Raw genomic sequence first — 13886 nt, forward strand, 5'->3', positions numbered from 1 at the left:
TACCAGGACAAAGTTTGCTAGCTCCAGCCGTGGGCAGCGCGGACTTTTAACATCACGTCCAGGATGGTGTTCCAGGTGGATGGGGTCTCCAGCGTAGCATTGGGAAACATACAGCCATCCCAACAAATATGCTGGATGCCACGCTGAGTAGCATCCTTGAGCCAATAACCCGCGCAGCGAACTATGTCTAGCTTGCCATGGGGATCATCGGCCGGACAGTGCTTGCCGGTCTTGTCGTGCGAACCGGCTCCATGTACTTGGCCATCATTCTGGGCCACGTGGAAGTCGATCGTCCAGGGGCGCAGCTTGTCGGTCATCTGCTCGTAAGCTGCGTAGAACTCGTCAGTGGTATACCCTTCATGCAACAACGCGCACTCTGGAGCGTTGTAGCCCATCAAGTACAGATAGGTGTGCGCCAGGTCGGCTTGGAATCCCAATGTTTCGGGCATACCGACCTCCTCCAATAGATTCAGCATATCGCGCCAACTGTGCATGCCTGCCCAACAGATCTCGCCTTCCGCAGCCAACCGCTCGCCATGGTCGGCGGCAATCAGGGCGGCCTGACGAAAAGTTTGGGCGATCTTGGTCGTGTTGGCCTTGGCATCGGCGCGCCATTTTTCCACCCCGAACTCTGCTGAGTCGATGCGGATGACACCATATTTTCGTACGCCGTGTTGGTTGAAGACTTTGGCGATGCGGCAGGCGGTGCGGACGGCATCCAGGAATTTTTCGCGAGCCGCTGCGTCTCCCATGGCGGAATCGCCCACAGTTCCGGGCCACACCGGCGCCACCAGCGAACCGACGGAAAATCCTTTGCTTTGGATCAAGTCGGCAATGCGCCTCAGCTCGGCGTCCGAGGCAGCCGGATCGGTGTGCGGCAAAAATAAAAAGTAGTCGATGCCATCGAACTTCTGGCCGTCGACCTGAGCGGCGGCGGTCAAGTCCAACATGCGTTCCAAGCTAATGGGCGGCTCTTGGCCAGGGTCCATGCCTTTGCCGACCAATCCCGGCCACATGGCGTTGTGAAGTTTAGGGGCGGTAAAGCTCATCGAGGTCGGCTCCCTTGGGGCGCGAGGTTTGGTGAGTGTAGAACGATTGTCCTCAATCATTCAGAGCACTGAAGGTGGGGAATCTAGGTTCGTTTGTGTAAGCACTTGAAGGCCAGTGATCTACACTGGTTCTAAGCATGTGAGGGCAACCGCTCTACACTTGCTCTTGCCAGGCACCGTTGGCGGGTAAGTCGCTGTGAACGTCGGGGCCAAAATAGCGTAAGCCGACGAGCGGTTCGCTACCGGTGTTTTCAATTTCGACGCCGCGCGTGGCTGCTTCGTAGCTGATGAACACTTCATCTTCGGTGTTTTGACCAAAGTTAATCATGGCCGGTGTCTGCAGGACCAACTTGCCCATGCGACCTTTGCCTTGCACGGTAATCCAGCCGCTAGCCCCCGGATCTTTCAACGTACACTTGGCCCCAGGTTCGACTGTCAGCTCTTTGGCACTGAACAGTTGTTGGCCGTCGATTGTGCCGTAGACGATCCACTTGTCGGTATAGCCTTTGCCGCTGCGCTGAGCATCAACGATGGGCTCAATGTAGTTGCTGTTCTTGAAATGGGTATCGACATTCTTATCCCAATCCAATTGTCCGATGATAAAGTCCAAGTCCTGGTGCTTGTCGGGCGGCATGTCTTTGACCAGCAACGACCAGGGAACATACCGGCCTTCTACGATCGACTGGAACATGCCGAACACGTCTGAGCCCCATTGAGGTTCGTAGGTGCACAGCGATCCAGGAGCGTGTAGTACCCCCGGCGGAATCAACCAGCCTGTACCACGTTTCAGTCGGTAGGCGCGCGACAGGTCCAGGATGCCGTTGTCGCCACGGTTCCAATTCTCCAGGCACTTGCGCAATTGATCTCGGCTGGTCCCAGGTTCGAGTCCCATAAACGTGTAACAGAAGTTGTTATCAACGTTGTTGTATTGGGGCGGAAAGTAATAGCTCTCCGGCTTGCCTTCTTGCCCAACCAAGGCCGCATCTTTGGCCGACTGGTGCATGTGGTGCGGAATTGGCCCCATATTGTCGAAGAATTTGGAATACACCGGCCAGCGACTGTACTTGCCAAACATCGCCTGGCCGATCAGCCGCGAACCAGCCTCAGACACAGCATCGCGCAGCAGGAATTTCTGGCCTTCAAACAGGCACAAGCTCAGTCCTTCGTGCCACACGCGGCCCTCGTTAGCGGCTTCGGTAGTACTACCGAACCAGCGTTCGTCGATGCCTCCACGATCGGCACCAAAAGCGTACAGATCGGCCGGGTTGAGCTTAATGCGGCGGCCTGGGTGCAAAAAGCTGCGCGGCACCCAAGTTGGCGTCAGCCGCAGCAGTCCTTGGCCTGCATCGAGTGCTCGTTCGAGTACTCCGGCAACATTGTCTTTTTTAATCAGGCCGTCGTCTAGTTTTACGTTGGTCATGTGATTCGTGGAGATTGGCTTCAGTGTTGGTCAAAAGGAAACGAATGCGGTCGTCGGTGATTGACGAATGGTCTCAGTCGTAGCTGGCTGCCCCGAAGCAAGGCACTGAACTCAATCGCCTGTGACCGGCGCGGGCTGGAGTCTCTGGCTGACGCTTCGGGTCATGATCTGTCGAGCGAGCAAACCGATTGTTTTATTCCCAGCCTGCCAGCGTTACAAGTAAGGTATGGCAAATTCCGGCACTTCTGGCGGAGGGCGGTGCTTTACGTCGGACAAGTCGAGTGGCCCACGCGTAGCCACCGTCGCCAGAGAGTGGAATCTCAACTCCCCACCGGCTGGCGACGGTAGCTAGCCGGGTAATACGGTACCATGGTGATGGCCCGCCTGTCCCCTCCTACAGATTCGTGAGCGATTGTACAAAGTGAACACCATGCACATCGAATTACCACCTGCTGAACTGACTAATTGGCCGGCTTCCGGGCGACTGTTGGACGAACCGCTGACAAGCAAGTTAGGCGATTTTTCTGTTGGCCACGTCCAATTGACTCAGGGCCGGCAGGCAGGCTGCCAACTGATCGTGGTGGATGGTGGGCGGGCTCGTGTGGCCATTTGCCCAACGCGGGGCATGAGCCTGTGGAAGGCTCGCCTGGATGGTATCGACTGCCAGTGGAACTCGCCGGTTCACGGTCCCATTCATCCCAGCTGGGTAGCCATCAACGACTCAACCGGCATCGGCTGGCTGGACGGTTTCGATGAATTGCTGGTCCGTTGCGGCTTACGCTCATTCGGAGCGCCGGATATCGATGCTCAGGGTCATGTGCGCTTTCCGTTGCATGGTCGCATCGGCAATTTGCCGGCACAAAACGTACGCTGCGACCTGAGCGATGATGGTCGGGTGCTGACCATCACGGGTGAAGTCTATGAAACGCGATTCCTGGTCTACAACTTACGGTTGCAAGCGCGCTATCGAATTCGGCTGGGCGATCCTGCGGTCGATATTCACGATACTGTTACGAATCTTGCTGGCCAGAGCACGTCAATGCAAATGCTGTATCACATCAATTTTGGCAGGCCGCTGCTGGGCGGGGGGGCTCAGTTACATCTGGCTACAAGGCAGGTGACCGCGCGCGATGCGCGAGCCGCGCAGGACATCGACTCATGGAGTCTGTATTTGCCGCCCACTGGTGGCTATGCCGAGCAGGTCTATTTTTCCCAGCCCATTGCCGGACAAGATGGCTGGGTAGAAGCCCTGCTGACTTCGGCAGACCAAACTCAAGCGGCGGCGGTTCGCTATCAGAGGGAGACCCTACCCTACTTTACTCACTGGAAGAACACCGCTGCCGAGGCGGACGGATACGTGACAGGACTGGAGCCCGGGACGGGCTACCCCAACCCACGCTCGATTGAGGAGCAACAGGGGCGCCTCGTGGAACTTGAACCGGGCCAGAGTCGTGATTTTAAGGTACAACTCGTTGGTATCTCTAATCGGGAACGGATTCAGCAATGGAGTCAACGGATTGCAATGTTAACCGGGCAACAGGCTGCCAGGGCAGCGTCTGAGTAACCGCGTGGCAAGCTGTTCGCCCAACGTTGAAAGCAAAACTGCTTGATCAAGGTTGAAATTCGGATAGCATTTTTTGAAATCTGTCGACCATTTGAAACTCCTGCTTGGAGAGCACTCCATCGCCGTTCCGGTCGAGCATTCGGAAAAAAGCGACTACGCGATTGGGAGCTTCCGCTTTACTTAACACACCATCTTGATTGACGTCCAGACGATTGAACAGCGCGTCGAGTGAACTGATCCCGCCTTTGAGTTCATGTGGCAGCACGCTGGTCCGAGCCCGGCCCGTCGCGGGATCGACGGGTATCGCCAAATGCATATAGCCAATCATCATTTCATCCCAAGTTTGCTCGCCGAAGTAGACCCATTTGGAAGGGTCGGGATTGTTCAGGTTCTTAGTCGAGTTGTCAAATATCGCCTCGCCCAGAATCTGAGTTCCTTCGGGCAGTTTGACGGGCTCAGCGAACAGATAATCGGTCTGCCAGTTGAAGTCGTAGTTGGGGACATCCAGTAACACCCGCCGATTTCCATTCGGGAAAATGGCCGTATAGCGATATGACTTACCACGTAGGTGCATATGCGGAGTCAGCGCCAGCAACTCGCACTCAGGCAACGGATTATCCAGCACCGCAGAGGACGCAAAGCTGGCAGCGTGAGGCGGAATGCCGAACAGCAGGTCCACCACACTGATGGTTTGGACCTCATGAGTCAATGGTTTGGCCTGGTCGGCAAACACAATTCCGATTTGGCTCTGATCCAACTGCTCGGTACCGATCGGCGTGTAGTGAATTTGAAAGACTAATTCACTACCGGCTGACAGACGCTTGGCCATGCCGTCAGGCAGCGGAGCGACTCGACCGCCTGGAATATATCCAGCAAAGAAGGAGCGGTGAGGCATGATCGTGGCTCTGGAGCCCTTCGGGCGATCAAAGACCAGAATATGATGCACGACTGCGCGGTTGCCCGGCCGCACCTCCACCGCCTTGACCCATTTGTCTTCGGTCAGCCCCAAGTCACCGATAAAATGCTGATACTGGACAATGCCTTTGGCAGGCACTGTGAAAGGCTCGGCGGTGGCGGATATGATCAAGTCGGGTTCGCGCGGCAATTGCCAACCCGTGGTATAGGTCGGCGTCTCAGGTAGTTGATCCAGATCGCCCAGTGGCGTGCCAGCGTCAACCCACTTTTGAAATTGTTCGATCTCCTGGGAGGATAAATAGCGATCGTTGGAAAACGGTCCGTATTCCGGAGTCGTATGCCAGGGCGGCATCCGACGATCGGAGATCACCTCCCACATCATGTCACTCCAAGCCGCCACATCTTCGTACTTAGTAAAATCCATCGGACCAATTTCGCCATCGCGGTGACATTCCAGACACCGCCGGTGAATGAACCGGGAAATCTGGTTCGCGAACGTTACTTCCCCAGCACCACTGGACGGACTGCGGCGACCGATGAGACACCCCTGGGCTGGAGACTCTGCCAGCGGCACAGCGGTTCCACGCAACACCGCCTGCAGCGCGTCTTTCAGCTCGGTGCTAGTAGTTTCGTCGCGGGCATAGCCGATGCCCCACTGATCGTCGATGCGCCCACGGTAGACCAACCGCCGCTGTCCATCCAACAGGCAAACTTCGGGCGTACGAGTTGCGCCAACTGCGTCGGACAACTTCTGCGCCGGGTCTTTCAGGAACGGTATTTCCAATTCGTGCCGCCGGGCAAACGAAGCCATCATCTCCAGGCTGTCTTGGACATTGGGATTGATGGCTAGAAAGACGACCCCTGATTCGCGATACTCGCGCTCCAACTGGCTGGCTCGACCCGCATACAGCTTGGCTAGTGGACACTCGGTTCCGAGAAATACTAAAGCAATGGCGGTTGCCGAGGAGAATTCGGAGCTGTTGTAGCTTCTGCCTCGATAGTCCATCAGCTCAAAGGCATCGACTTGCGCACCGATTGGAACTGTGGAATTCTTGGTTGCAGCTGCTTGACCAGACGCCGACTTGGCGGTCGCCGCCCCGGACTGAGGCTGCTGGTTGTCGTTGGAGTCCGCTAGCAGCGAAGACGTCAGTAGCAGCAGCCACAATGCTGCTGCCGCCAGAGTTGGTGGGCGGAAGCATTGGCCGCCAGCAATAGGCCAACTTAAAGACTTGGATCGAAAATCGTTCATTCTTGCGCTTCCAGCAATGAATTTTCTGTGGGTTAAACCCATTATAACCGGCTTCCACACATCAGTGCTCGCTGGTTGGTCACTGCGAATCAGCCCAATTTCAGCATAGCTGTCCAAAGCAGGGTTGAACCAGTGAACCACGGGTTTACCAATATTGCATTGAGTGCGGATTGCTGGAATAGGACGGCGCGGCATTGCATGGCCGTGCGTGGAGCCTAGAATGGGTCTGGCGAGAGGGTTCGCTGATACGCCCGAGTCTGGAGTGTTAGTTTGCAGGAGGTCAGTCATTTTCTAGGTTCTGCTCTACACAGGGAGATCGTATCATGGTCCGTCAGTACGTCCCGAGCCGGTTGCGTTTTTGTCTGGCATCCGCGCTGAGTCTACTTCTGGTGGCAAATGCCGGTGCGAACGTTGTGTACACCGAAGATTTTGAGCACGATTTGATTCCTGGTGCTCCCGGATTCGCCTCTGCGATATTCCAGCATAATGTGGCTGGACTCAATAGCTTCTTCGCCACTCCGTTCTTTCCAACTCCATCTGCCCCGCATGCGCTATTCTTAGGAGCCCTGACCACCGATTCGATAATCTTCACGCTTGCCCCGGGCGAGAAAGTTCAAACGGCTGAGGTTTGGATTACCGGTACCGGCGGCGGCTGGGCAGGAGTCACGTTTATGGGCACGCTCGGCTCAGTAAATCACAGTACGATTACCCAAGACCTGTTTCAACTATTCTCTGCAGGCCCGGCCGATAATATCGGCGATATCATTGGCGTGATGCTTGGCGACGTCCCGATTGGGTCTGGGCAAGAGGCAATGTACGACAACCTACGGATTCGAGTCATCCCAGAACCATCCAGCTTGGCTTTTGCCTTGGTTGGTTTGTCCCTCGTATCACGGCGGTACCGCTGGCGCGCCTGAGAGCCGAGCCGGGAGGTGTCCGTCTCCAATCTTCCGAAGGCGGTGGCTTAGCGGACAGTGGTCCATACAGCTGAAAGCCACACTACTTTGGGGGGATGGTAAATTCCGAGGAATTTAGATGTTGAGGTTTCACGCGCTGTAAGTTAAGATTTCGCCCCCAACTGAAGCTGGCAGCCCAGAACAAAGGCGTGGGAGCCCTTGGATAAAATAGGCTGAGATTCAACGGGCCAATTAGCGGAGACCTTAATTATGACGCTCGACAAGAGCCTGAAAGTTGCTGGCGGGGCTATCAAATCCCGCAATGTTTTGACCCGTGTCGAGCGTATTAAGCGACTCAAAGAGATCGATCGCTGGAAGGAAGGCGATCCGGTCGTGGGAATTCCCAAAACGCGTGTCACCAAGATTTCGCTGAAGAAGAAGAAAAAGGTCAAGGGTCCAGAAGAGGACGACAAGGCTGCTAAGAAGAAGAAATAGTCTCGGCGACATTCTAGGCTGCCAAGCAACAACTGTAACAAGTGGACGTTGGCTGGTTGCCCGACTGATCGCACATGCCAGCGGTCCCGTAATCATATGAAAACAGGCCGGCGAACCATTCGTCGGCCTGTGCTTTTTTGCCAACTACTAAAGGAGGATTTCGTGGCCGGCGCAACCGTTCCAACTCGCGATCAGGTCGCCCCGCAAGACTGCTGGGATTTGAGCAGTCTCTATCGGTCGGTAGAACGCTGGGAAGAAGATTTTGCGTTGCTGGCGAGCCGCATTGCTGGTTACGATCGGTTTCGTGGCACATTGTCATCGGGCAGCCAAGTTTTGGCCGAGTGCCTGCAGTTCGACTGCGAATTGGAGCGATTGTCCGAGCGTCTGGGGACTTATGCGTTTCTGAAGTCAACGGAAGATCAAACCAACTCGGTGGCCCAAGCGTTGGTGGCCAGATATCAAAACCTATCGGTTCGCGCTAGCCAGGCGGCAAGCTTTGTGCGTCCTGAAATTTTGTCGATTCCAGCGGACACCATGCAGTCCTATTTGGAATCGGCTGTGTTGCAGGATTATCGTGTGCTGCTGGAGCGTATCATTCGCTATCGTCCCCATACGCTCAGCGACAGCGAAGAACGACTACTGGCTCTGCAAGGCGAGATGTCTCAAACGGCCAGCAAGACCTTCGGACAACTCAACGACGCTGACCTCAAATTTGGAACTTTGCAAAACGAGCGCGGCGAAACCGTCGAGTTGTCCAACGCGACTTTCAGCCAACTCATGATTAGCCCTTCGCGAGAGGTTCGCAAGACGGCGTTTCATCAATACTACGCACAGTTCGCCGCGCACGAAAATACGCTGGCTGCCACGCTGGCCGGTAGCATTCACACCGATGTCTACTATGCCAAAGCCCGTAATTACGCTTCTAGTTTGCAGGCGGCATTGTTTGCAGACAATGTACCGCAAGCCGTTTATGACAATTTGATTGACACAGTACATCGACATTTACCCAGCCTGCATGGCTATTTTGAGCTTCGCCGACGTGCCATGCAGTTGGAAGACCTTCATCACTACGATACCTACGTGCCGCTGCTGGCCGATCTAGACCAGGAACGCTCCTGGGATCAGGCGGTTCAAACCGTGATGGCTTCGCTGCAACCGCTGGGAAAGGAGTACTGCCATGTCCTGCAACGCGGGTTAGAAGGACGCTGGTGCGATCGTTATCCCAATAAAGGCAAACAGAGTGGTGCCTTCAGTTGCGGCACCTTCGACGGTGACCCCTACATTCTAATGAATTACAAGCCGCGCGTGCTAAACGATCTATTCACGTTGACTCACGAAGCCGGCCACTCGATGCACAGTTACTACTCGGCCAGACATCAGCCATTCCACTATTACAACTACACCATCTTTGTAGCGGAGGTCGCCAGTACATTCAACGAGCAATTACTGACGCACTATCTGCTGCAATCCACCGATGATCCGCGTGTTAAAGCCTATCTGATCAATCATGAAATTGACAGCATTCGCGCTACAATTGTCAGGCAAACGATGTTTGCCGAATTTGAAAAAATCACGCACCAGCATGCGGAGACTGGCCAGCCGCTAACGGTGAAAACCATCAAAACCGTGTATCGAGGACTGCTTGAGCAATACTTCGGAGACAAATTTTGCATCGACGACGATCTGATGTTGGAGTGTTTCCGCATTCCCCACTTTTATCGGGGATTCTATGTCTACAAGTACGCCACTGGTCTAGCCGCTGCCATTGCCCTGTCACGCCGCGTTCTGTCAGGTGGTCCGTCAGAATTGTCAGACTATCTACGATTCCTGAGCAGTGGCTGCCGACAGGATCCGCTCGATCTGCTCCGCCAGGCGGGTGTTGATATGTCGCAGCCAGAACCCATCGAAACGGCCTTGGACTACTTCGCCAGTCTGGTGGACCAGCTCAAGTTGCTGTTGAGATCTTAAGCCACTTGTGCGTTCTGTGCTCGAGGGGCATCGCGACGAAATCTACCTCCGCTACAATTTCGCATAGATTCAACCTGTTCCTGAGGCGATCGATGATCACTCCGCCGCTTAGCGTCACCGTCGGTACTCCCCACACTCGCTTGTCGTTCGGCATCTAAGTACACCATGAGTTCAGCCGGTTCCACTACCGCTCAGTCCGATCGCCAGCGACGCTTGTTGGTAACCGCTGCACTGCCTTACGCCAATGGACCGATTCACATCGGTCACTTGGTAGAGTACATCCAGACGGATGTTTGGGTACGATTTCAGAAGCTGATTGGCAATCGCTGCGTCTTCGTGTGTGCGGACGATACACATGGTACGGCGATCATGATTCGGGCGCGCAAGGAAGGTCGCAGCGAACAAGAGTTGATTGCGGAAATGAGCTGCCAGCACCAGCGCGATTTCGCCGGTTTTGACATTCAATTCGACAACTATGGCAGCACTCATTCCGAAGAGAATCGCCAGCTCTGCAGTCAGTTCTGGCGCGGGCTGCGAGCCGCCGGTTTGATAGTCGAGCGAGAGGTCAGTCAGTTGTATGATCCGCAGGCGGCAACATTCTTAGCGGATCGCTTCGTCAAGGGCACTTGTCCCAAGTGCCGCGCTGCCGATCAGTATGGCGATAGTTGCGACAAATGTGGCGCCACTTACTCACCGGCTGACTTGATCGATCCGCGCAGCACGCTGTCAGGGGCTACACCCGAGTCGCGCTCAGCCAGCCACCTGTTCGTGCAGCTTGACAAGTTGCACGATTTTCTGGAGCAATGGACTCAGGGTGGCCAGCACTTGCAACCCGAAGTCGCCAACTACTTGAAGGGCCATTTTCTGCAGGAGCCGCTGCGCGATTGGGATGTGTCGCGCCCAGCACCCTACTTTGGCTTCGAGATTCCCGATGCACCAGGGAACTACTGGTACGTCTGGTTTGATGCTCCCATCGGCTACATCGCCAGCACCTGGGCATGGTGCAAAGACAACGGCGAGAACTTGGATGATTGGTGGCGCAGCCCTGAAACAGAAGTTCATCACTTTATCGGCAAGGATATCACCTATTTTCACACGCTATTCTGGCCCGGTATGTTGAGAGCTGCCGGATTCACCTTGCCAAGTTATGTTCACATTCATGGCTTCCTGACCGTGGATGGCGAAAAAATGAGCAAGAGCAAGGGCACGTTCATTACGGCACGAACCTATTTAAACCATCTGGACCCCGCTTACATACGCTATTATTTCGCCAGTAAACTTGGACCGCGACTAGACGATTTGGACTTGAACTTGGACGAATTGGTCAACAAGGTAAACGCGGACTTGGTTGGTAAAGTTGTAAACCTAGCCAGTCGTACCGCCAAGTTTGCGGCCAAGACTGGTTTGTCGCCACAGTACCCGGACGATGGCGGGTTGTTCGCCGCTGCGGCAGCCGCCGGAGAAGATATTGCTGCTGCCTACCAGCAGTGCGATTTCGCTAAGGCAATGCGGCTAGTTATCGAGCTGGCCGACCGCGCCAATCCTTACGTCGAAAATGCGCAACCCTGGCTGATAGCCAAGACGCCGGATCGAATTGACGAGCTGCGCGATGTGTGTACGGTCGGACTGAACTTGTTTCGGCAGATAGTCGTCTACTTGTCTCCGGTACTACCCAGGCTGGCCCTGCAGTGTGGACGCCTGTTAAATGATCCAATCAGGCATTGGTCGCAAAGCCAGGTACCGCTACTTGGTAATCCAGTACAACCCTTCGAGCACATGCTCGCACGCGTCAACCCTCAGGATGTTCAAGCAATGATCGACGAAAGCAAACCAGCCGCTGAGACGGTTTCAGCAGCAGCCGCAGACCCGTGGAATGATTCTGCCGAACCCTTAGCTGCCGAACCACTGGCCTCTGAATGCACGATCGATGATTTTGTAAAGGTCGACCTGCGTGTTGCGCGCATCGTGGCTGCTGAGCAGGTGCCCGAGGCGCGTAAGCTGCTGCGGCTGACGCTCAGCTTAGGCGGTGACGTCCGCAAGAATGTTTTCGCAGGTATCAAGTCGGCCTACGAACCCGAGCAATTGATCGGCCGCTTAGTCATTTGCGTAGCCAACCTCAAGCCCAGACAGATGAAATTTGGACTCAGCCAAGGCATGGTGGCCGCAGCCGGAAGCGGAGCCGATGAGATCTACCTGCTGTCGCCTGACTCAGGTGCCAAGCCAGGACAGCGCGTACACTAGGTCCGGGGATTTGTGGCTACCTTTGCTGGTGAATTATTACTGCGGCTTGGGGGTTAGAGGAGCCGCAATCAGCTGGCGGGCTTCAATCCGCACATAAGGCAATTCGGCGGCACGCTGTCGACGTGTGGCGTGGGCAACATACAAGGTGCCTTCGCCGGGCACAAACAGGACGTTTTGCAAGTTGTCGCTGGCACTAGCCGATTTCCCTAACAATTCACCGATCGTCTCACTTTCCAAAGCTGACGAAGAGGAGAGCTGGGCTGTCAGCGGTTGCCAACGATCATCTGCAGGCAACAATGCTGTCTCCACGAATTGGGTAGCCAGCAACGGATGGTGTTCACCCGGCTTCACCATGCGAATTTTACCTGAGCGTGACGCCGCGACCACCATCTGTCCCGACTTGCCATCGGCCAGAATGTAGTCGGACGTGCCGTTGGGCGTATGCTTGCTCCAAAACTCCTCAAGCTGCTCGAGCGAAGTACTCTCTTCTAAAGCCTGGCGTGTGAACATGCAGCGAGGCATGCCATCACCTTCGGCAACCGGGGCGTGACGGACTAGTTCACCAACAGACAGTTGAGCATCGTTCATACCAGCCAAACAACCGACCTGTCCCGCAAAGCCGACGTACACAATGGGGGTGCGCCCTGTGGGGGAAATCACATAGGTCACAGCCGCATCTTGTAAGCCCAACAGCGCCATGAAGTCCCAGGTTCGACCATGGTGCAGAATGCCTTCGGTGGTGGCTGTTCCCCCGATGGCAAAGCCAGAACCGGGCAATGTATCGACCAATAGATTCAGACCGATCACGGCCTCGACAGGCTGCTGGACGGCATCTGCTAAGGCCTGCATCTCACTGACAAACTGCTCTGGCAGCGACGGTTTTAACTTTGCGAAACGCTGTCGCAACTCGTTGCCAAACCACTTGCCATTCCTGAGCGATTCAGCCAACCCGTAGCAATTTACCAACGTATCAATACTCGTGTGGACCTCCCAGTTCATCAGTTCGCCATGCGCCCTGCCGATTTGTTCTGGAGTGCCGCGCAGTAGGACAACTCGCTGACCCTCGATCCACTTAATTTCTCCATTATCGACCGCCGTATCGTAGCCAGAGATTTCCAACAGCCCATCACCGGGCATGATCATTTCGGTAACGCGTCTCACTGCGCGGGCCAGAGTCTGCTCCAATTCATTGCGCTCGACTGACTCAACGCGGTAGCCAGGCCAATCTTCCAGATTGGGCAACTTGGCTTCAAAATCTTTAACACCGACGCGCATTTTGATTTCACCCATGCCGCCAGCGATTTGCCCAGGTTGAGTAACACGAATCTGAATACCACCCATGCTGAGCGTCCCCGCCGCGTCATCTACTTTGGCGCGCATCGCCGATTTGGCCATGTTCAGCACCATGGCTGGGTCCAATTGAAGGAGCATCGGTGCCATATTCCCTACCTGGCTTGCACCGCTAATCAGTCGGACAGACAGTCCGTTAAAATCCAAGCTGTCCTGGGTAGTAACCGCTTCTTTGCCCAAGAAAACAACTTTATGATTGGGAATCGCCAGGGCCGTACCCTCGTCACGTCGCCGTAAGACCATTGAGAATAGCTTGCTGACGATCGACATATCATAGTTTGCTCCATCACGCTGGACGTCGATCATGACTTCTTGCGTTTGACCGGCAAGCGGAACCTGTATCACTGCACGCGATTGAAAGTTCTTAGTGCGCCCTGAGGCAGCGTTGAGTACAATCGCCATCGTCTTTTCAACAGGCGAATCCTGGCCAAGCGCGATGGGATTCATCACACCGCAAAGACCGGACACCAGCAGCGCATAGACTGTACACCCCTGTAAAATCAGAATTCTGGCCTGGAGAGTGCGGGTGACCAAGTGGGCGACTGAACTCGAACATTCACAATCCGATCTCATGGTTCTCTCCTGCAGTGCTCTTGAACGGTACATTTTCAAAACTCAAGTCAAATTGGCTGGGCACAGTCTACGCGGTCAACTGAAATTGTAAGACAGCTAGTCAAAAATGGCCTGTTCGTCGTCTGGCGACGGCAACGACAGTTCTGAAGGCGTCAATAATAACTGT

Annotated in this window: 9 protein-coding genes; 5 read left to right on the top strand and 4 right to left on the bottom strand. The window is 55.0% G+C overall.

What is annotated here, in order from left to right; translation table 11 throughout:
• Positions 1–17: 17 nt before the first annotated feature.
• Both KF752_16210 and KF752_16215 read right to left on the bottom strand, forming a co-directional pair.
• Positions 18–1049 (bottom strand): TIM barrel protein, encoded by a 1032-nt coding sequence (locus tag KF752_16210; GenBank protein MBX3423101.1) that lies wholly within the window; start codon positions 1047–1049, stop codon positions 18–20.
• 154 nt (positions 1050–1203) lie between these two features.
• The gene (locus KF752_16215) at positions 1204–2469 is read right to left on the bottom strand and encodes a hypothetical protein (protein ID MBX3423102.1); all 1266 of its coding nucleotides are present in this window, start codon (positions 2467–2469) and stop codon (positions 1204–1206) included.
• A 430-nt stretch (positions 2470–2899) separates the two neighbouring features.
• Between KF752_16215 and KF752_16220 the strand changes: the two genes are divergently transcribed.
• Positions 2900–4033, top strand: a complete 1134-nt coding sequence (locus KF752_16220; protein MBX3423103.1) for an aldose 1-epimerase family protein — start codon at positions 2900–2902, stop codon at positions 4031–4033.
• A 46-nt stretch (positions 4034–4079) separates the two neighbouring features.
• On the opposite strand, the gene KF752_16225 is transcribed toward KF752_16220, so the two are convergent.
• Positions 4080–6197 carry a redoxin domain-containing protein gene (locus tag KF752_16225; GenBank protein ID MBX3423104.1) on the bottom strand — a complete coding sequence of 706 codons (2118 nt, stop codon included), beginning with the start codon at positions 6195–6197 and terminating at the stop codon, positions 4080–4082.
• 323 nt (positions 6198–6520) lie between these two features.
• On the opposite strand from KF752_16225, the gene KF752_16230 reads away from it, so the two are divergent.
• The 4 genes from KF752_16230 (at position 6521) to metG (ending at position 11797) form a co-directional block, all read left to right on the top strand.
• Positions 6521–7114 carry a hypothetical protein gene (locus KF752_16230; GenBank protein MBX3423105.1) on the top strand — a complete coding sequence of 198 codons (594 nt, stop codon included), beginning with the start codon at positions 6521–6523 and terminating at the stop codon, positions 7112–7114.
• A gap of 249 nt (positions 7115–7363) precedes the next feature.
• The gene (locus tag KF752_16235; protein MBX3423106.1) at positions 7364–7588 is read left to right on the top strand and encodes a small basic protein; all 225 of its coding nucleotides are present in this window, start codon (positions 7364–7366) and stop codon (positions 7586–7588) included.
• 96 nt (positions 7589–7684) lie between these two features.
• Positions 7685–9556, top strand: coding sequence for an oligoendopeptidase F (pepF, locus tag KF752_16240; GenBank protein MBX3423107.1), 1872 nt, complete (start codon positions 7685–7687; stop codon positions 9554–9556).
• A gap of 165 nt (positions 9557–9721) precedes the next feature.
• Positions 9722–11797: a methionine--tRNA ligase gene (gene metG / locus KF752_16245; protein ID MBX3423108.1), complete on the top strand. Its 2076-nt coding sequence runs from the start codon at positions 9722–9724 to the stop codon at positions 11795–11797.
• 36 nt (positions 11798–11833) lie between these two features.
• Here metG and KF752_16250 read toward each other — a convergent pair whose 3' ends face one another.
• Positions 11834–13720: a hypothetical protein gene (locus KF752_16250; protein ID MBX3423109.1), complete on the bottom strand. Its 1887-nt coding sequence runs from the start codon at positions 13718–13720 to the stop codon at positions 11834–11836.
• Positions 13721–13886 lie beyond the last annotated feature (166 nt).

The organism is Pirellulaceae bacterium, assembly GCA_019636385.1.
Classification (GTDB): Bacteria; Planctomycetota; Planctomycetia; order Pirellulales; family Pirellulaceae; genus Aureliella.